Annotated in this window: 25 protein-coding genes; 11 read left to right on the top strand and 14 right to left on the bottom strand. The window is 67.1% G+C overall.

Features of this window, described 5'->3' with window-relative positions; genetic code table 11:
• Positions 1-164 precede the first annotated feature (164 nt).
• The gene (gene infC, locus GTW51_RS06250) at positions 165-704 is read right to left on the bottom strand and encodes a translation initiation factor IF-3 (protein WP_163043329.1); all 540 of its coding nucleotides are present in this window, start codon (positions 702-704) and stop codon (positions 165-167) included.
• A 309-nt stretch (positions 705-1,013) separates the two neighbouring features.
• Between infC and GTW51_RS06255 the strand changes: the two genes are divergently transcribed.
• The 3 genes from GTW51_RS06255 to GTW51_RS06265 all read left to right on the top strand — a co-directional run bounded on the left by GTW51_RS06255 (position 1,014) and on the right by GTW51_RS06265 (position 3,091).
• Positions 1,014-1,823, top strand: coding sequence for an alpha/beta hydrolase (locus tag GTW51_RS06255; protein WP_163043057.1), 810 nt, complete (start codon positions 1,014-1,016; stop codon positions 1,821-1,823).
• Between the two features lie 364 nt (positions 1,824-2,187).
• Entirely contained in the window at positions 2,188-2,712 is a 525-nt protein-coding gene (locus tag GTW51_RS06260) for a transglutaminase-like cysteine peptidase (RefSeq protein ID WP_246232715.1), read from the top strand.
• A 190-nt stretch (positions 2,713-2,902) separates the two neighbouring features.
• Positions 2,903-3,091 carry a hypothetical protein gene (locus tag GTW51_RS06265; RefSeq protein WP_163043059.1) on the top strand — a complete coding sequence of 63 codons (189 nt, stop codon included), beginning with the start codon at positions 2,903-2,905 and terminating at the stop codon, positions 3,089-3,091.
• A gap of 55 nt (positions 3,092-3,146) precedes the next feature.
• Here GTW51_RS06265 and yacG read toward each other — a convergent pair whose 3' ends face one another.
• The 8 genes from yacG to betB all read right to left on the bottom strand — a co-directional run bounded on the left by yacG (position 3,147) and on the right by betB (position 8,870).
• Positions 3,147-3,350 (bottom strand): DNA gyrase inhibitor YacG, encoded by a 204-nt coding sequence (yacG, locus tag GTW51_RS06270; protein WP_163043060.1) that lies wholly within the window; start codon positions 3,348-3,350, stop codon positions 3,147-3,149.
• Positions 3,347-3,985 carry a Maf-like protein gene (locus tag GTW51_RS06275; protein ID WP_163043061.1) on the bottom strand — a complete coding sequence of 213 codons (639 nt, stop codon included), beginning with the start codon at positions 3,983-3,985 and terminating at the stop codon, positions 3,347-3,349. Before GTW51_RS06275 ends, yacG begins: the two co-directional genes overlap by 4 nt.
• Positions 3,986-4,004: 19 nt before the next feature.
• Complete coding sequence (gene infA, locus GTW51_RS06280; RefSeq protein ID WP_062011982.1) at positions 4,005-4,223, bottom strand: translation initiation factor IF-1; 219 nt, start codon at positions 4,221-4,223, stop codon at positions 4,005-4,007.
• Between the two features lie 165 nt (positions 4,224-4,388).
• Positions 4,389-5,678 (bottom strand): UDP-N-acetylglucosamine 1-carboxyvinyltransferase, encoded by a 1,290-nt coding sequence (murA, locus tag GTW51_RS06285; RefSeq protein ID WP_163043062.1) that lies wholly within the window; start codon positions 5,676-5,678, stop codon positions 4,389-4,391.
• Positions 5,679-5,781: 103 nt separating this feature from the next.
• Positions 5,782-5,940, bottom strand: a complete 159-nt coding sequence (locus GTW51_RS23500; RefSeq protein ID WP_203565932.1) for a hypothetical protein — start codon at positions 5,938-5,940, stop codon at positions 5,782-5,784.
• Positions 5,941-6,000: 60 nt separating this feature from the next.
• The gene (locus tag GTW51_RS06290; protein ID WP_163043063.1) at positions 6,001-6,726 is read right to left on the bottom strand and encodes an anti-sigma factor; all 726 of its coding nucleotides are present in this window, start codon (positions 6,724-6,726) and stop codon (positions 6,001-6,003) included.
• Positions 6,723-7,289 (bottom strand): sigma-70 family RNA polymerase sigma factor, encoded by a 567-nt coding sequence (locus GTW51_RS06295; RefSeq protein WP_163043064.1) that lies wholly within the window; start codon positions 7,287-7,289, stop codon positions 6,723-6,725. The genes GTW51_RS06290 and GTW51_RS06295 overlap by 4 nt, the downstream gene beginning before the upstream one ends.
• A gap of 117 nt (positions 7,290-7,406) precedes the next feature.
• The gene (gene betB / locus GTW51_RS06300; RefSeq protein ID WP_163043065.1) at positions 7,407-8,870 is read right to left on the bottom strand and encodes a betaine-aldehyde dehydrogenase; all 1,464 of its coding nucleotides are present in this window, start codon (positions 8,868-8,870) and stop codon (positions 7,407-7,409) included.
• A gap of 308 nt (positions 8,871-9,178) precedes the next feature.
• Between betB and GTW51_RS06305 the strand changes: the two genes are divergently transcribed.
• Positions 9,179-9,604, top strand: coding sequence for a glyoxalase superfamily protein (locus GTW51_RS06305; RefSeq protein WP_163043330.1), 426 nt, complete (start codon positions 9,179-9,181; stop codon positions 9,602-9,604).
• Positions 9,605-9,738: 134 nt separating this feature from the next.
• Positions 9,739-10,101, top strand: coding sequence for a DUF427 domain-containing protein (locus tag GTW51_RS06310; RefSeq protein ID WP_163043066.1), 363 nt, complete (start codon positions 9,739-9,741; stop codon positions 10,099-10,101).
• A 21-nt stretch (positions 10,102-10,122) separates the two neighbouring features.
• Here the strand turns inward: GTW51_RS06310 and GTW51_RS06315 are convergent, their stop codons facing one another.
• Positions 10,123-10,410: an Rdx family protein gene (locus GTW51_RS06315; protein WP_163043067.1), complete on the bottom strand. Its 288-nt coding sequence runs from the start codon at positions 10,408-10,410 to the stop codon at positions 10,123-10,125.
• 88 nt (positions 10,411-10,498) lie between these two features.
• On the opposite strand from GTW51_RS06315, the gene GTW51_RS06320 reads away from it, so the two are divergent.
• From GTW51_RS06320 to GTW51_RS06345, 6 genes are all read left to right on the top strand, one after another.
• Positions 10,499-11,320 carry a potassium channel family protein gene (locus GTW51_RS06320; protein WP_425483231.1) on the top strand — a complete coding sequence of 274 codons (822 nt, stop codon included), beginning with the start codon at positions 10,499-10,501 and terminating at the stop codon, positions 11,318-11,320.
• A 62-nt stretch (positions 11,321-11,382) separates the two neighbouring features.
• Positions 11,383-11,778, top strand: a complete 396-nt coding sequence (locus tag GTW51_RS06325) for an ArsR/SmtB family transcription factor (protein WP_163043068.1) — start codon at positions 11,383-11,385, stop codon at positions 11,776-11,778.
• Positions 11,775-12,314 (top strand): arsenate reductase ArsC, encoded by a 540-nt coding sequence (locus tag GTW51_RS06330; protein WP_163043069.1) that lies wholly within the window; start codon positions 11,775-11,777, stop codon positions 12,312-12,314. The genes GTW51_RS06325 and GTW51_RS06330 overlap by 4 nt, the downstream gene beginning before the upstream one ends.
• A gap of 13 nt (positions 12,315-12,327) precedes the next feature.
• Positions 12,328-12,735 (top strand): arsenate reductase (glutaredoxin), encoded by a 408-nt coding sequence (gene arsC, locus GTW51_RS06335; RefSeq protein ID WP_163043070.1) that lies wholly within the window; start codon positions 12,328-12,330, stop codon positions 12,733-12,735.
• An 8-nt stretch (positions 12,736-12,743) separates the two neighbouring features.
• Positions 12,744-13,469 (top strand): arsenical resistance protein ArsH, encoded by a 726-nt coding sequence (gene arsH, locus GTW51_RS06340; RefSeq protein ID WP_163043071.1) that lies wholly within the window; start codon positions 12,744-12,746, stop codon positions 13,467-13,469.
• Between the two features lie 15 nt (positions 13,470-13,484).
• Positions 13,485-14,789 (top strand): arsenic transporter, encoded by a 1,305-nt coding sequence (locus GTW51_RS06345; protein WP_163043072.1) that lies wholly within the window; start codon positions 13,485-13,487, stop codon positions 14,787-14,789.
• 6 nt (positions 14,790-14,795) lie between these two features.
• Here the strand turns inward: GTW51_RS06345 and gndA are convergent, their stop codons facing one another.
• The 4 genes from gndA to GTW51_RS06365 form a co-directional block, all read right to left on the bottom strand.
• The gene (gene gndA / locus GTW51_RS06350) at positions 14,796-16,223 is read right to left on the bottom strand and encodes an NADP-dependent phosphogluconate dehydrogenase (protein WP_163043073.1); all 1,428 of its coding nucleotides are present in this window, start codon (positions 16,221-16,223) and stop codon (positions 14,796-14,798) included.
• Between the two features lie 48 nt (positions 16,224-16,271).
• Positions 16,272-17,033: an ABC transporter permease gene (locus GTW51_RS06355; protein WP_163043074.1), complete on the bottom strand. Its 762-nt coding sequence runs from the start codon at positions 17,031-17,033 to the stop codon at positions 16,272-16,274.
• Positions 17,030-17,974: an ABC transporter ATP-binding protein gene (locus GTW51_RS06360; RefSeq protein ID WP_163043075.1), complete on the bottom strand. Its 945-nt coding sequence runs from the start codon at positions 17,972-17,974 to the stop codon at positions 17,030-17,032. The genes GTW51_RS06355 and GTW51_RS06360 overlap by 4 nt, the downstream gene beginning before the upstream one ends.
• A gap of 174 nt (positions 17,975-18,148) precedes the next feature.
• Positions 18,149-18,307 carry a DUF3563 family protein gene (locus tag GTW51_RS06365; RefSeq protein WP_163043076.1) on the bottom strand — a complete coding sequence of 53 codons (159 nt, stop codon included), beginning with the start codon at positions 18,305-18,307 and terminating at the stop codon, positions 18,149-18,151.
• Positions 18,308-18,417: the final 110 nt, after the last annotated feature.

An 18,417-nucleotide genomic window follows, 5' to 3' on the forward strand; every position in this document is an offset into this window, starting at 1 on the left:
GGCAGGCTCGGCAGCGTCGCCGAAAAGAAACGACCGGTTGCCGTCGATCCTGGGCACCGATTGGGCAGAGGCATATCTTGGAAGATGTCAGCCGGCCCGGATGCCTGCGCCGGGCCGGCGCCAAGGCGGAACGCGGCGTCTCCCGAAGGATCGCCGCGCCAGCATCATCCGCGCGGGGCGAGGACCATCATCATCTGCCGGCCTTCGAGTTTCGGCTCGGCCTCGACCTTGGAAATTTCCGCCGTCTCCTCGCGGACCCGGTTGAGCAGTCGCATGCCGAGTTCCTGATGCGCCATCTCGCGACCACGGAAACGCAGCGTCACCTTGACCTTGTCGCCATCGTCGAAGAACCGGCGAACCGCCTTCATCTTGGTCTCGTAATCATGCGCGTCGATATTCGGACGCATCTTGATTTCCTTGACCTCGATGGTCTTCTGGCGCTTGCGCGCCTCGGCCGACTTCTTCTGGTTCTCGTATTTCAGCTTGCCGAGATCGAGGATCTTGCAGACGGGCGGGTTGGCGGTCGGCACGATCTCCACGAGATCGAGACCAGCCTCCTCTGCCATCGACAGGGCTTCCTGAGTCGCGATCTGACCGAGGTTCACGCCCTCGATGTCGATCAGCTGAATCATCGGAACGCGAATCTCCTTGTTGGAGCGCGGTCCTTCCTTTTGGGTCGGTGGGGCACGAAATGGTCTGCGAATGGTCGTTGACTCCGGTTGTTGACGACGCTTGGCGGGTGGAAAACACGCAAGGGCCACCGGCTCCGCAAGGGAGCACAAGGCGGCCGACAAGGAGCGGTGCCTCCACGCGAGGAACTTCTATAGCATCGGCAGAGCCGTTTGGCACGCCGCGCCGCCATAAAATGTGGCCGGGACGGCCCTCCGACAAGGGTCGGCCTGCAATCGGCGATCGATTCGTCCCGCCCCGCGACGTCGCCGGCTGGTCACCCGAAGGGCTATCGGTCCGCGGCTTGGACGGCTAAACGCGTTCCTTCACCTTGGAGCACGCCCATGGACATCGCGCCCGAACGCGCCGGCTCGGTCATCGCCGGATCTGGAGAAGACGCCCGCCGGATCGCCTATGAGCGCCGCGACGGCGAGGGCCCGGCCCTCGTCTGGCTCGGCGGCTTCCGCTCCGACATGCGCGGCACCAAGGCAGAGCACCTGTCGCAACTGGCCGGCGCGAACGGGCTCGCCTTCTGCCGCTTCGACTATTCCGGCCACGGCGAATCCGGCGGCCGTTTCGAGGACGGCACGATCAGCCGGTGGGTCGAGGACGCCGCCGCCGTCATCGCCGCGGCCGTCGACAGACCGGCGATCCTTGTCGGCTCGTCGATGGGTGCCTGGATTGCCCTGCGGCTCGTCCAGCATGCGCGCGCCGCGCGCGGCGGCGTGCCGATCGTCGGCCTGCTGCTGCTGGCGCCGGCGCCCGACTTCACGCAACGGCTGATGGAGCCGAAGCTGACCGACGCCCAACGCCGGGAACTTGCCGAAAACGGCTTCCTCGCCGAGCCCTCGGCCTATTCCGACGAGCCGACGATCTACACGAAGGCGCTGTTCGAGGACGGCGCGGCGAACCTTGTCATGGACGGGCCGATCGACACCGGCTGCCCGGTAACGATCATCCAGGGCATGGCCGACCCCGACGTTCCCTTCGAGCACGCCCTCGCGCTGGTCAGCCACCTTCCCTCGGACGGCGTCGTGGTCACGCTTGTGCGCGACGGCGACCACCGGCTGTCGCGCCCGCGCGACCTGCAACTGATCGAACGGGCCGCGCTGGACCTTGTCGCTTCCGCCCGCGAAGCTGGATCAACAATATAGTTCCCAGCGTCTACACGGAATTTGGCGATTGTGATCAAATTGTCACCTGCGCCGATGACGTGCCTCAGAACCGTGCAGTTTCCATATGTTAGGCGGCTGACGACCGGTCTGCCGCCCGTCTCGGACGAGCGCGGCGAAGGGTTTTCCACCTACAAGCTTGCTTGAACCTGCCCTCTGTCACCCGAGCGACGCACCGGGTGCGTTGACAGGTTTGTGCGTTGCACCGAACATCCTTCGATCAGGTCAGAAATCGTTCGCTTCTTTGGGGGTGCGAATGTCAAGACTTCGCGCATTCGGCGCCACGCTATCGCTTTGCCTCACGCTGATTGCGGGCCCCGCAGCAGCCGATGCCACGGCAAAGTACATGACAGTGGGTCAGAGAACGACGCAGCCGATCGGCCATCATCTGTTCTGCCTCGAGAACAAGGATGAGTGTCGCCCTGGCGAACCGCGCGGCCTGGTGGCGCCGCTCAAGCTGGATCGCGAGCTGATCCTTGCCGTGGCCGAGGTCAACACGCGGATCAATGCGCGGATCGAACCGCGCTCTGATCAGGATCTCTACGGCACGGAAGAACGCTGGACCTATCCGGCCGATGCCGGAGACTGCGAGGATTATGCCCTCCTCAAGCGGCGCACGCTCCACGCGATGGGCATCGACCTCGCCAATCTCCTTCTCACCGTGGTGCGCAAGGGCAACGGTGAGGGGCATGCGGTCCTCACGCTGCACACCGACCGCGGCGACTTCATCCTCGACAACCTCAACTGGCGGGTGGAGGCCTGGAGCGATACGCCGTACAAATTCGTGAAGCGCCAGAGCAAGACCGATCCCGGCAGATGGCTCGACATCGACGTCGCCTCGGACGTGGTCGTGGGCGCCGTCGCACGGTAGGACGGGGGCGTCGGTGTCCGTCCGGGCCGGAACGCCTGTGGGGCAACAGCAGCCGGGCCGGTTTCAGCTGCCGGATTCGCAGCCTATTTTCCGGAAATATGGCCGATCGTTTAAACCACTTGATAGTCGGCGCGGTAGGACCCGTTACGGTGGGGACATGACTTGTCTATCACCGCAAGGACCTCCACCCGTGTCCCATGATGACGACAGGCAACTCGCCGGCGAGATAGAGGAGGCGCTTCGCGCCCTCGGCATCGCCAATCCCCGCTTCAACGACGACCGCAGGGTCGAACCTTTCGTCCGCGAGCTTCGCGGGGGAGAGATGAAGTCGGCCGGCGCGAGCGGCTCGGGGCAGCAGGACATCGACTCCGAAATCTGAGCCCGGTCTTCGTCACCGTCGGGGGTACAGAACGTCCGGCCGCACGTCCTGGAACTCAGCCCTCGTCGTCCGTCTCCGGGCCGGATGGTTCTTCCTCGCTGGCCGGAATGACGTAGGCCCCCGTCAGCCATCGGTTGAGGTCCACCGACTTGCAGCGCGCCGAGCAGAACGGATAGTTCTCGCGGTCCGATTGCCGCCGGCATTCGGGACATTGCCGCCGCGGCCGCAGCGGCGTGACCGTCGCGGGGCGGCCGGTCATGCGTCTTCCGCTTCGACCGTCGCGGCCTTCCACCGTCCGTGGATGTCGTAGCCTTCGCCGGCGAGCAGCGACAGCGTCTCGTAGAGCGGCAGGCCGACGACATTGGTGTAGGAGCCGACCATCCGGACGACGAAGCTGCCGGCGAGGCCCTGGATGGCGTAGCCGCCGGCCTTGCCGCGCCACTCGCCGGAAGCGAGATAACCATCGATGTCCTCGCGCGACAGGCGCTTGAAGCGCACGCGGGTCTCGACCAGGCGCTGGCGCAGCGCGCCCTTCGGCCCGACCAGGCAGACCCCGGTATAGACCCGGTGCGTGCGGCCCGACAGCGTGCGCAGATTGGCCATCGCATCCTCGACCAGCTCGGCCTTCGGCATGACCTGCCGGCCGACGGAGACGACCGTGTCGGCCGACAGCACGAAGGCCGGGCCGAGATCCATCTCGCTCAGCGTCGCGATCGCCGATTCGGCCTTCGCCTTGGACAGCCGCTTGGCCAGCGAGCGCGGATGCTCGTTGCGCTGCGGCGTCTCGTCGAGATCGGCCGGCAGCAGCCGGTCCGGCTCGATCCCGGCCTGGTTCAAGAGTTGCAGCCGCCGGGGCGAACCGGAGGCGAGCACCAGAAGGGGGCGCGCTGGCATCGATCCGTCCCGGTTCGGGTTACTTGAAGCGATAGGTGATGCGACCCTTGGTCAGGTCGTAGGGGGTCATCTCGACCAGCACCTTGTCGCCCGTCAGGACGCGGATGCGGTTCTTGCGCATGCGGCCGGCCGTGTGGGCGATGATCTCGTGCTCGTTCTCGAGCTTGATCCGGAAGGTCGCGTTGGGCAGCAGTTCGGTGACCACCCCGGGAAATTCCAGAACTTCTTCTTTTGCCATCGGGTAAATGCCTTGAATGTTGTTTGGGGCGCGGTGCCGCAGCATCGCGCACGACTGCCACCGCGAAAGCGGCGACGAAACGGAAATCGGGGCCCTAGATCGGAGGAAACGGCTGAAAAAGCAAGCCACCGCCGATTTCGGCCGGGCCGGGCCGAATCGAAACGATCAAGAACTGATGCGAACGATGTCGGCGCCGCAATTGCCGAGCTTCTCCTCCAGGCGCTCGAAGCCCCGGTCGAGATGGTAGACGCGGTTGACCGTGGTCTCGCCCTCAGCGACGAGGCCTGCGATGACCAGCGACACCGAAGCGCGCAGATCGGTCGCCATGACCGGCGCGCCGCGCAGCCGCTCGACGCCCTCGACCGTCGCCACCTGGCCCGACAGGGAGATGCGGGCACCCAGCCGCGCCAGTTCCTGCACATGCATGAAACGGTTCTCGAAGATCGTCTCGGTGATGTGCGAGACGCCGCTGGAGCGGGTCATCAGCGCCATGAACTGGGCCTGCAGATCGGTCGGGAAGCCTGGATAGGGGTCGGTCATCACGTCGACCGGCGAGATGCCGCCGCCATTGCGATAGACCCGGATGCCGTTCTCGACGCTCTCAACGGTGACGCCGGCGTCGCGCAGCGTGCCGACGGCCGACTGCAGCAGCGCGGCGCTGGTGCCGGTGAGCGTCACGTCGCCGCCGGTCATCGCCACGGCCATGGCATAGGTGCCGGTCTCGATGCGGTCCGGCAGGACCGGATGGCGCGCGCCGGACAGCGCCTCGACACCCTGGATCGTGACGGTCGACGTGCCGGCGCCGGAGATCTTGGCGCCCATGGCATTGAGGCACTTGGCGAGGTCGACGATCTCGGGCTCGCGCGCGGCGTTCTCGAGGACCGTCTCGCCCTTGGCCAGCGACGCTGCCATCAGCATGACGTGGGTCGCGCCGACCGAGACCTTGGGGAAGACGAAGCGATTGCCGACGAGGCCGCCCTTGGCCTCGGCGACCGCGTAGCCGGCGTCGATGTCGATCGTCGCGCCGAGCGCCCGCAGCCCGTCGATGAACAGGTCGACCGGTCGCGTGCCGATGGCGCAGCCGCCGGGCAGCGAGACCTTCGCCCGGTGCATGCGCGCCAGGAGCGGGCCGATGACCCAGAAGCTCGCCCGCATCTTGGAGACCAGCTCGTAGGGGGCGGTCGTGTCGACGATGGTGCGGGCGTTGAAATGGATAGTGCGGCCGAGGCCCGGATCCTGATGCAGGCGCTTGCCGGCGACGGCGTAGTCGACGCCGTGATTGGCGAGGATGCGGATCAGCTGCTCGACGTCGGCCAGATGCGGCACGTTCTCGAGCGTCAGCGTGTCGTCGGTCAGCAATGCAGCGATCATCAGCGGCAAGGTGGCGTTCTTGGCGCCGGAAATCGGGATCGTCCCGTTCAGCTCGTTGCCGCCGCGAATGCGAATGCGATCCATGAAGTGTCCTGATCCAGCCCGTCGAAGTCCCCGCAACGGCGGTTCCTACACCAGCCGACCCGGCGAGACAAATGCCGCGACGGCGCGCGGGAAGCGCGCCCTGCTATTCCGGGCGCATCAGCACGACGGCGCCGAAGACGAAGAGGCCGATCAGGGCGATCTTCCAGAAGTCGCCGCGCCGCCGCAGCCCCGGCAGTCCCAGCGGGCGGACGAGATGGACCGCCATCAGCAGGATGAAGAGGATCGAGAAGAGCTTGTTCATTGCCCAGCGACGTAGCCGATCCCCCGCCCCCGCGCCAGCGATGGCAGTCGGACGGCGGCGTCAGATCGAATGCAGCGCCCCGGAGGCGACGACCGGACCGGTCGGCAGGCCGGTCGGCGAGCCGCCCTCCGGCTCCATCGACACGGCGAGCGCCGCGTCGGGCATGCCCAGCCCACTGCCCTCCAGCGCCACGTGCAGCGGCCGCGCCATGTCGATCAGGCCGAGCGATATCGGCGCGGCGCCGCCCGGCGGCACCAGCCACAATTCCGGCACCCGGCCGGGCTCCTCGGCATGGACGACGGGAATCAGCGTCGCCATCGAGGTGGCGGTATCGATGACGACGGTGACGAGCGGCGTGCCGTCCTCGGTGGACAGCGTCGCCGTCATCATGCCGTCGGCCGGCGGCGCCAGATCGCGGCCGGCGACGAGGATCAGCGCCGCCAGGCTCGCGACGGCGAGCCCCATGCCGGCGAGCCCCAGCCATTGCCAGATCGCCGAAACACGGCGGCCCTTCGGCCGGTCCGCCGGCTGCGTCGCCTGGCTGCGGGTCATCCGGCCGAGATCCGCCTCGATCCGCGACCAGATCCCTTCCGGCGGCGTCGCCGGCTCGACGGCACTGCTCATCGGCCCGAGCAGTTCGGTCCACTCGGCGAGGACGGCCGCGAAGGCGGGATCGCGCAGCGCCCGGCGCTCGACCGACCGGCGTTGACCGCCACTCAGGACGCCGAGCACGTACTCGGCGGCCAGATGCGCATCCTCGCGTCCGTGATCGACCGCGTCGCTCATGACGACAGGCACTCCTTCAAGCGCATCAATCCCCGCCGGATCAGGCTCTTCATCGTACCGAGCGGCACGCCCGCCGTCTCGGCCAGTTCCTCATAGGTGCGGCCGCCATAGAACGCCGTGACGATCGCGCCGCGCGTGCGATCGTCGAGTGCGCCGAGGCATTCGGCCAGCCGGCGTGTGTCCTCCGAGCGGTGCAGCAGGGCCAGCGCATCGGGCGACGCGTCGGCGATGTCCACCGCCTCGTCCACCGGCCGGTCGAAGGCGCGCGGGCCGATCTGGCGGCGGCGGTCGATGGCGCGGTTGCGCGCGATCGTCGCCAGCCAGGTAATGGGGCTCGCCCGCGCCGGATCGAAGCTGTCGGCCCGGTTCCACACCGTCAGATAGACGTCCTGCAGCACGTCCTCGGCCTCTTCGCGGCTGTCCAAGATACGCAGGCAGACGCCAAAAAGCTTCGCCGCCGTGCGTTCGTAAATCTGTCGCAGGGCCGCGCGGTCGCCGTCCGCGACGGCGCGCAGCCGATCGACCAGATAGGCGCGACCCTCGCCAGGGCTCATCCTGGACATGCAGCCCGCGGCAGGATCGTTTCACCGTTCATGGCGCCAGCCGAACAGGCTTGCGGGCGGAAAGTCAACGACGGCGCCTCTCGTCTGCGCTGCAGGGCGTATCCGGGTGGCCGCGCCTCAATAGGGTGCCTCGCTGGTGCCCATCTCGACATAGACGGACTTGACCTGGCTGTAATGCGCCAGGGCCTCGCGGCCATTCTCGCGACCGATGCCGGAGCGCTTGACGCCGCCGAAGGGCATCTCGACCGGGGTGAGGTTGTAGGCGTTGATCCAGCAGGTGCCGGCCTGGAGCTTCGCCACCACGCGGTGGCCGCGCTGGATGTCGCGCGTGTAGACGCCGGCGGCGAGGCCGAATTCGCTGGCATTGGCCCGGGCGATCGCTTCCGCCTCGTCGTCGAAATCGAGGACGCACATCACCGGTCCGAAGATCTCCTCGCCGGCGATGCGCATATCGTCGGTGACGTCGGTGAACACCGTCGGCGCGACGAACCATCCCTCGGCGAAGCCCTCGACGGTCGCCGCGCTGCCGCCGCAGGCGACCGTCGCGCCCTCGCCGCGGCCGATGTCGAGATAGGACAGCACCTTGTCGTACTGTGCCTTCGAGACCAGCGGCCCGAGATCGGTGGTCAGCTTCATCGGATCGCCGAGCGCGATCGCACGGGTGCGCTCGACCAGCCTCTCCACGAAGGCCGCGCGCACCGAGCGCTCGACGAAGACCCGGGTGCCGTTCGAGCAGATCTGGCCGGTGGAGTAGAAATTGCCGAGGATCGCGCCGGAGACGGCAGCGTCGAGATCGGCATCGGCGAAGACGAGGATCGGCGACTTGCCGCCGAGCTCCAGCGTCACGTGCTTGGTGGTGGCGGAGGCGGCCAGCATGACCCGTGCGCCGGTCGGCACCGATCCGGTAACCGAGACCTTGGCGATGCGCGGATGCGAGGCGAGCGTCGCGCCGACGGGGCCGAGGCCCTGGACGACGTTGAAGACGCCGGCGGGCAGCCCGGCCTCGGAGAGGATCTCGGCGAGTTTCAGCGCCGTCAGCGGCGTCGTCTCCGACGGCTTGAAGATCATCGCGTTGCCGCAGGCGAGTGCCGGCGCCGCCTTCCATGAGGCGATCTGGATCGGATAGTTCCAGGCACCGATGCCGGCGCAGACCCCCAGCGGCTCGTGCCGCGTGTAGGCGAAGGAGCCGCCGAGATCGATGTAGTCGCCGCGCAGGTCGGCGGCGAGCGCGCCGAAATATTCCAGCGCCTCGGCGCCCGAGGCGGCATCTGCCACCAGCGTCTCGGCCAGCGCCTTGCCGGTGTCGAGCGTCTCGAGTTCCGCCAGCGCCTGGTTGCGGTCGCGCATGATGGCGGCCGCGCGGCGCAGGATCCGGCCGCGCTCGGCGCCGGTCATCGCCGCCCAGACGGCCTGGCCGCGCTCGGCGGCCGCCACCGCCTGCTCGATCAGCGCGGGGGTCGCCGCATGCAGCCGGGCGATGGTCTCACCGGTCGCCGGATAGACGCTGTCGAAGGTCTCGCCGGCTTCGTCCTCGACATAGAGACCGTCGATGTAGTGGGAGGCCGGGGGCTGGGCGCGCATGGGAGATCCTTCGGCGAGACGTGTTTCCCGGCTTTCTACGCGTCACAGGCCGGTTCGGCTACACGCTGCGTCGCGCCGGGGCAGCACGGAGCCGGGCGGTCGTGGCCGATATTGACGGGACGGCGGCGAGCCCCCATCTGGGCAAAGGGCCGAGGGACCCTGCCGCTCGCGGGCGAAAGCCATGGTGAATTCCCTTCCCCGTCATCCGTGATGTCTTATCGAGAGGCATGCGGCCGGCCGGCAATCGCGAGCTCCCGTACTTCCAGCGCCGCATGCGATGACCTCGAAAGGTTCAGCAGATGACCGGCATGACTTCGACAATTCCCGCCTTCAAGGCTCAGGCCCGGCGCTTGCGCACCGGCCTTGCCGATGGCGGCCACACGCTCAGCCATGGCGCGGCGCTCGAACTCGTCGCCCGCCAGCATGGCTATCGCGACTGGAACACACTCAGCGCAATGGCCGAGCGCGGCCCGACCGTCGCCGACCTGACGATCGGCGCAGCCGTCTCCGGCCGCTATCTCGGCCAGGACTTCACCGGCCAGCTGATCGGCCTGCAGGTGCTCCCCAAGGGCGGGCGCTACCGGGCGACGATCCAGTTCAACGAGCCCGTCGACGTGGTTGCGTTCGAGAGCTTCTCGGCGTTCCGGCGCCGCGTGACGGTGGTCGTCGACGCCACCGGCGCGACGGTCGAGAAGACCTCGAACGGCCAGCCGCATCTGGCGCTGACGTTCTAGGCGGAATGGCAACGCGGGGCCGGGAGCCATGCTTCCGGTCCCGCGGCGATTCTGCAAGGAAAGCCTTGAAGCGGAACCGGCTGCGGCGTTGCCGCGTAACGCAGACAACGCCGCGGCAACGATCCGAGGATGCCATGACGACCCACCCGACCGACACCGACGCATACATCACCATCGAGCCCTATGACGGCCCGGTGGTCGTGAATTTCCATGGCGCCATCGTCGCCTCCACCACGAACGCACTCCTCCTGAAGGAACGCGGCTACGAGCCGGTCTTCTACATCCCGAAGGACCGGGTGGAGATGGCCTTCCTGCAAGCGAACGACCACCGCACCACCTGCCCGCACAAGGGCGAGGCGCGCTACTGGTCGATCACCGCCGAAGGCGAGGCCGCAGACAATGCCGTCTGGGCCTACGACACGCCGCATGAGGGTGTGGCGGCGATTGCCGGCCATGTCGCCTTCGACCGGCGCCACGTGACGATCGACGCCGGCTGACCAGGCTCTGCGACCGCTGCCTCAGCGGTCGTTGTGGCCGAGGTCGCGTTCGGGATCGAGACGGTCCCGGACCCTTTGCTTGAGGATCTTCGCCTCGGGAAAGCCGCCGTCGGCCTTGCGCTCCCAAATCGTCTCGCCGTCGTAGCCGATCTCGAAGACACCGCCGGTGCCCGGCACGAGGGCGACCTCGCCAAGGTCGGGGCCGAAGGTCGACAGCAGTTCCTGCGCCATCCAGGCGGCGCGCAGCAGCCACTGGCACTGCGTGCAGTAGGTGATGGCTATCCGCGGGCGGCCGGGGATTGCGGTCATCGGCTGTACTCCTCATCGATCCTGCGCTAGGTCCGTCGCGACCCGAAACGGCGTTCTGCCGACCCGCCTCGCTCAACGATCGGCTGCCATGGCGCGCTCCGTCCGTTCAATTCCCGGCATGCGCCGGCGCCGGCTGCGTACCCGCTTCACGCGTGCCCGCATCCGCCTGCGCCGGCTCTATCATGGGCGTCGGCCGAACGCGTTGCGTTTCCAGATGGCGGTGCTCGTCGTCGATCTGGTCATCATCGCGTTCTTCATCGCGAGCCCGGTGCTGCGCGAGAGGCCGTCCTTCCTCGTCATCGATTATTCGGTGGCGGCAATTCTCGGGATCGACATCGCCGCCCGCTGCTTTGCCGCGCGCGAGCCGCTGCGCTGGCTCCGGCAACCCTTCGTCCTGCTCGATCTCATTATCCTGGCGACGCTGCTCTTTCCCAACGAGCTGATCAATTTCGGCTTCCTGCGCATCGTCCGGCTGTGGTCGATCTCCCAGAGCGGCGCGCTCTGGCGGCCTTTGCGCCGGTGGGGCCATCCCGAGTTGGAGACGCCCGGGCGGGCGATCGTCAACCTGATGACGTTCCTCTTCCTCGCCACAGGCTTCATCTACACGACCTTCTTCCGTTACGGCTCGGGCCTCGAGGGCTACATCGACGCCTTCTATTTCACCGTGACCTCGGTGACGACGACCGGCTATGGCGACATCATCCTGCCGGGCACATGGGGCAAGCTGACCTCGATCGTCATCATGATCATCGGCATCTCGCTGTTCGTGCGCCTCGCGCAAGCGGTGTTCCGGCCGTACAAGGTGATGTTCCCCTGCCCCGATTGCGGCCTGCAGCGGCACGACGCCGATGCGGTGCACTGCAAGGCCTGCGGCCACATGCTCAAGATCCGCGACGACGGCGCCACCTAGGAAAGCCGCACCACCAGCGCGAGGTGGCTTGAACCCTGCAAGTTTCCTTGTATGGTTGCAGCATGATCGATGAGACCGCCGTCGCCGCGCTCGCCGCCCTCGCCCATGCCGACCGCCTCAGCGCCTTCCGGATGCTGGTGCGCGCCGGACCGAACGGCATGCCGTCCGGCGAGATCGCGACGCGTCTCGCCATCGCGCCCACCCGCATGAGCTTCCACCTCGCCGCGCTCGAGCGCTCCGGCCTCGTGCGCTCGTGGCGCGATGGACGGCGCATCCGCTACGCCGCGCATTTCGACGCAATGCGCGGGCTGCTGGCGTTTCTCACCGAGGATTGCTGCGAGGGCCATCCGGAGATCTGCGGCATCACGGCCGATCCGTGTGGCTGCGACGAAGAGCAGAACAACGCCAAATCACAACAGGTCCGGGCGTTCGTCCCGGCCGGGGAGGAGAGACGATGACGACCGAAGACCGCCCGATGAACGTGTTGTTCCTGTGTACCCGGAACTCGGCGCGTTCGATCATCGCCGAGAGCATCATGAACCGCACCTATGGGCCGCGGTTCATGGCCTATTCCGCCGGCAGCGATCCTTCCGGCGAGGTCAATCCGATGACCATCGACCTCTTGAAGCGCCTCGGCTTTCCGACCGAGGATCTTGCCTCGAAGCCCTGGGAAGAGTTCGCCGAGGACCGCGACGGCGCGCCGAAGCTCGACTTCGTCTTCACCGTCTGCGACGACGCGGCCGGCGAGACCTGCCCGGTCTGGCCGGGCCAGCCGATGACCGCGCACTGGGGCGTGCCGGATCCGGCACGGGTCGAGGGCACGGTCAGCGAACGAGCCTTCGCCTTCGCCGACACGTTCCGCATGCTCAACAACCGCATCTCGATCTTTGCAAGCCTGCCGTTCTCCAGCCTCGACAGGATCAGCCTGAAGCGCCGGCTCGACAAGATCGGGGCCGTCGACGATGCTGAGACCGGCCGAGAAACCGCCGCCTGACGAAAGACCCATCATGACCGTGACGATCTACCACAACCCCGATTGCGGCACCTCGCGCAACACGCTGGCGATGATCCGCCAGGCCGGCGAGGACCCGGAGGTGATCGAGTATCTCAAGAACCCGCCGAGCCGCGAGACGCTGGTCGAACTCCTCAACATGATGGGCATGAAGCCGCGCGAAGTGCTCCGGCAGAAGGGCACCCCCTATGCCGAGCTCGGCCTCGACGATCCCAAGCTCAGCGACGAGGAACTGCTCCAGGCGATGATGGAGCATCCGATCCTGATCAACCGTCCGATCGTCGTCACCGAGAAGGGCGCGCGGCTCTGCCGCCCGTCCGAAGCCGTGCTCGACATCCTGCCCGACCCCGCCATCGGCCGCTTCGTCAAGGAAGACGGCGAGATCGTCAGCGGCGGCGCATGACCCACAGCATGAGCGATGCCGCGGCCCTCGATCTGCCCAACATTGCCCTCGATGAGCTGCACCGGATCGACGCCCTCGCGCTGGCCGGGCCGGACGCGCCGGCGCACCCGCCGCGGGTCTTGGTCCTCTACGGCTCGATCCGCGAGCGATCCTATTCGCGCCTGGTCGCGGAGGAATCGTCTCGGCTGCTGCGGTGGTTCGGCTGCGAGGTGAAGACGTTCGATCCACGCGATCTTCCCTTGCCGGACGGGGCGGAGCCCGACCATCCGCGAGTCAAGATGCTGCGCGACCTCGCGATGTGGTCGGAAGCCATGGTCTGGGTGAGTCCGGAGCGCCACGGCGCGATGACCGCGATCATGAAGGCGCAGATCGACTGGCTGCCGCTGTCGCTCGGCGGCGTTCGCCCGACCCAGGGCAAGACGCTCGCCGTCATGCAGGTCAGCGGCGGCTCGCAGAGCTTTAACGCGGTCAACCAGATGCGCATCCTTGGCCGCTGGATGCGGATGGTCACCATCCCCAACCAGTCTTCGGTCGCCAAGGCCTTCAACGAATTCGACGAGGCCGGGCGGATGCGCCCCTCGCCCTATTACAACCGCATCGTCGACGTCTGCGAGGAGCTGGTGAAGTTCACCCATCTCATCCGCGGTCGTTCGGCCTATCTCACCGACCGGTATTCCGAGCGCGTCGAGAGCGCGGAAGCAGTCTCCCTTCGCGTCAACCAGCGCTCCATCTAGGCCGGATCCCCACCCATGCTCGCCTTCGTGATCTTCATCGCCACGCTCGTTCTCGTCATCTGGCAGCCCAAGGGGCTGGGCATCGGCTGGAGCGCGCTCGCCGGCGCCGCCGTGGCGCTGGCGGTCGGCGTCGTCGATCTCGCCGATCTTGTCGTCGTCTGGGACATCGTCTGGGATGCGACCTTCACCTTCGTCGCGCTGATCATCATATCGCTGATCCTCGACGAGGCCGGCTTCTTCCACTGGGCGGCGCTGCACGTGACGCGCTGGGGCGGCGGGCGGGGCCGGCGGCTGTTCCCGCTGGTCATCGTGCTCGGCGCGGCGATCGCTGCCGTCTTCGCCAATGACGGCGCGGCGCTGCTGTTGACGCCGATCGTGCTCGCCATCCTGCTGCGGCTCCAGTTCAAGCCGGCGGCGGCCTTCGCCTTCATCATCGGCACCGGCTTCGTGGCGGATACGACCAGCCTGCCGCTGGTCATCTCCAACCTCGTGAACATCGTCTCGGCGAATTATTTCGGCATCGGCTTCGACCGCTACGCCGCCGTGATGGTGCCGGTGAACTTCGTCGCGCTGGCGGCGACGCTCGTCGTCCTGTGGGTCTATTACGGCCGCAACGTCCCGGAAACCTACAAGGTCGACGACCTCGAGCCGCCGCGCAGCGCCATCCGCGACCATCACGTTTTCCGCGCCGCCTTTCCGCTGCTCGGGGTCCTGCTCGTCGCCTATTTCGTCACCGCGCGCTTCGAGGTGCCGATCGCGCTCGTCACCGGCGCGGCGGCGCTGATCCTCGTCGCCATCGCCGGCCGGTGGTTCTCCGGCAACGAGCCCGTCGTCTCCGTACCGCGGGTGCTGCGGAATGCGCCCTGGCAGATCGTGCTGTTCTCGATCGGCATGTATCTGGTGGTCTACGGGCTGGGGAATGCCGGGCTGACGGAGCTTGCCGCCGGGCTGCTGGTCTGGCTCGCCGGTCAGGGCACGTTCGTCGCTACGGTCGGCACCGGCTTTGCCGCCGCCATCCTCGCCTCGGTGATGAACAACATGCCGTCGACGCTGGTCGGCGCGCTCGCCATCGACCGTGCCGACGTCGCGCCGCTGACGCAGGAGCTGATGGTCTACGCCAACGTCATCGGCAACGATCTCGGGCCGAAATTCACCCCGATCGGCAGCCTGGCGACGCTGCTCTGGCTGCACGTCCTCGCCGGCAAGGGCGTGCGCATCAGCTGGGGCCAGTACATGAAGGTCGGCCTGGTGATCACGCCGCCGGTGCTGCTGGCGACGCTCGTCGGCCTGTGGCTGTGGCTGCCGGTGATCAGCGGCTGACGGTCGTCAGACCGCCGGCCACTGGTGGTGGAACACGCCGTCCTTGTCGAGGCGGTGGAAGGTGTGCGCCCCGAACAGGTCGCGCTGCGCCTGGGTGAGATTGGTGGTGCCGCGCGGCCGACGGTAGTCGTCGAGATAGGCCAGCGCCGCCGACAGCGCCGGCACCGGGATGCCGGCGAGCATCGCCCTGGCGACGATCCGGCGCAGCGCCCCCTGGCCGGCCGAGACGCGGGCGACGAAATCCGTCGCCTGCAGGAGGTTCACCACCGTCTCGCCGCTATCATAGGCGCGGGCGATATCGTCCAGGAAGCGCGAGCGGATGATGCAGCCGGCGCGCCAGATCCGGGCGATCTCCGCCAGCGGCAGGTTCCAGGAAAACTCCTGCGACGCCGCCGCCATGGTGGCATAGCCTTGCGCATAGGCGATGATCTTGGCGGTCTCCAGCGCCTCTTCCAGCTCGGCCAGGCCGGCCGCGTCGCCGGCGAACCCGCCGGCCTGGGTGGCGATGCCGGCATAGAGCGCACCCGCATCGGCGCGTTCGGAACGCCGCGATGAGACGCCGCGCGCCGACACGGCGGCTTCGATCGTGGTTGCGCCGACGCCGAGCTTCTGCGCCTCGATGACCGCCCAGCGGCCGGTGCCCTTCTGGCCAGCCTCGTCGACGATCACGTCGACCATCGGCTTGCCAGTCTCCGGATCGGTCTCGGCCAGCGTCACGGCGGTGATTTCGATCAGATAGGAGGACAGGCCTCTCGTGTTCCAGTCCTCGAAGATCGCGGCCATGGCCTTCGGCTCGAGGCCGATGCCGTCGCGCATGATGCCGTAGATCTCGGCGATCATCTGCATGTCGGCATATTCGATGCCGTTGTGGATGGTCTTGACGAAATGCCCGGCGCCGTCCGGCCCGAGCCAGGCGACGCAGGGCTCGCCCTCGTATTGGGCGGCGATGCGCGTCAGGATCGGCGACAGGAGGCCGTAGGTCGCCTCGGCGCCGCCGACCATGATGGAGGGCCCGTGCCGCGCCCCGAGCTCGCCGCCCGAAACGCCCATGCCGACGAATTGCAGCCCGGTTTCCTCGACCGCCTTCGAGCGGCGGATCGTGTCGTTGAAATCGGCATTGCCGGCATCGATCATCACGTCGCCGGCCGACAGCAGCGGTGCGATCGTGGCCATCTCGTCGTCGACGATCTTGCCGGCCGGCACCATGAACAGCACCAGCCGCGGGGTCTTCAGCGACGCGACGAAGTCTTCGAGCGAATCGGCGGGCACGACATTGTCGCCGATGCCCGGATTGTCGTCGCGCAGGGCGAAGGACTTGGCGATCGTGCGGTTGTGGACCGCGACCGTGAAGCCCTTCTGGGCGATGTTGAGCGCCAGGTTCGACCCCATTGTGCCGAGCCCGACGACACCGATATCGGCGGTTCTCTCAGTCATCCGTCATACTCCTGTCCGGCCATAACGGCCGCCGAAAGACATGCGCCGTCAGCTCTTCAGCCGCCATCCGGTGCGGAAGATCCATGCGATCACCAGGAGGCTGGCGACCATGAAGGCCAGCGTCATGGCGAGGCTGATGCCGATCGACACGTCCGAGGTGCCGTAGAAGGCCCAGCGAAACCCGCTGATCAGATAGACGACCGGATTGAGCAGGCTGACATTCTGCCAGAACTCCGGCAGCATCCGGATCGAGTAGAAGCTGCCGCCGAGAAAGGCGAGCGGCGTCACGATCAGCAGCGGCACGACCTGCAGCTTCTCGAACCCGTCCGCCCAGATGCCGATGATGAAGCCGAACAGCGCGAAGGTGATCGCCGTCAGCAACAGGAAGACGATCATCCAGACCGGATGCTCGATCCGCATGTCGACGAACAGCGTCGCGGTCGCGAGGATGATCAGCCCGAGCATCACCGACTTGGTCGCCGCCGCGCCGACATAGCCGAGCACGATCTCCATGCCGGAGATCGGCGCCGACAGGATCTCGTAGATCGTGCCGGTGAATTTGGGGAAATAGATGCCGAACGAGGCGTTGGTCAGGCTCTGGGTGAGCAGCGACAGCATGATCAGGCCGGGCACGATGAAGGCGCCGTAGGAGACGCCGTCGATCTCGGTGATGCGCGAGCCGATGGCCGCGCCGAAGACGACGAAATAGAGCGAGGTCGAGATGACCGGCGAGATGACGCTCTGCATGATGGTGCGGAAGGTCCGGGCCATCTCGAAGCGGAAGATCGCGGCGACGGCGGGGTAATTCATGCCTTTTCCTCCACCAGGCCGACGAAGATTTCCTCGAGCGTCGACTGCTTGGTCGACAGGTCGCGGAACCTGATGCCGGCTTCCGCCAGCAGCCGCATCAGCGTCGCGATGCCGGTGCGCTCGGCCTGGGTATCATAGCTGTAGGTCAGGCGCGTGCCGTCCGCCGAGATCGCGAGGTCGTAGTCGGAAAGGCTCTCGGGCAGGCTGGCGATCGGGTCCTGCAGATGCAGCATCAGTTCCTTGTGGCCGAGCTTGCGCATCAGCTCGTTCTTCTCCTCGACGAGGATGAGTTCGCCGCCGGTGATCACCCCGATCCGGTCGGCCATCATCTCGGCCTCCTCGATGTAATGGGTGGTGAGGATGACGGTGACGCCACCCTCGCGCAGGCGTTCGACGACAGCCCACATCTCCCGGCGCAGCGCGACGTCGACGCCGGCGGTCGGCTCATCGAGGAAGAGGACCTCCGGCTCGTGCGACAGCGCCTTGGCGATCATCACCCGGCGCTTCATGCCGCCGGAGAGCGTCCGGATCTTGGCGTCCTTCTTGTCCCAAAGGGACAGGTCGCGGAGCACCTTCTCGATATGGGCGGGGTTCTTCGACTTGCCGAACAGGCCGCGGGAGAAGGACACCGTGTCCCAGACCGATTCGAAGGCGTCGGTGGTCAGCTCCTGCGGCACCAGGCCGATCATCGAACGCACCGTTCGATAACCCTTGTCGATGTCGAGGCCGGCGACCGTCACCGTGCCAGTGGAGCGGTTGACGATGCCGCAGATGATCGAGATCAGCGTCGTCTTGCCGGCGCCGTTCGGGCCGAGCAGCGCGAAGATCTCGCCGGGCGCGATGTCGAGATCGATCGATTTCAGCGCCTGGAACCCACCCTTGTAGGTTTTCGAGACGTTGCGGATGGACAGGATCGGCGGGGGAGATTGGGTCGTGGACATGGTGCCATGGGTTTGGGCAGGCGCTGGCTGGGCCTGGCCGGGTTCGGCCTGGTGGCGTGCCGATCCGGCAGATAGGCAGTTCGGCGGCGAGGAAAAGACCGGCCGCCCTGCCTTGTCGCCCGCGCAGCGGCGCGTGGCGCGCTTCGGGGCCTTCCGGCCCCGACGGTCATCGTATCAGAACGGGTAGTTCTTGGCCCGGAAGCGGCCGGAGTCGATCTCGCGCTGGCGGCGTTCCAGATCGGCGAGCGAAATGGACTGGTCGAGATAATCCCGGACGACGTCGCGGCGGTGGTTGCTGCGGAACAGGCCGCGAATGGTGTTGGTGATGGTCATGGCATGTCTCCTTTCAGCACTGAAGCTAAGCGCCATGGTGCAACGCAGCAATGCGCCGAAACGCAACGCTGCCATGTGGTTGACGGGTAGCGGCGTTAAGATCGGCTTAA

It is taken from the genome of Aurantimonas aggregata (assembly GCF_010500835.1).
In the GTDB taxonomy this organism is placed as follows: Bacteria; Pseudomonadota; Alphaproteobacteria; order Rhizobiales; family Rhizobiaceae; genus Aurantimonas; species Aurantimonas aggregata.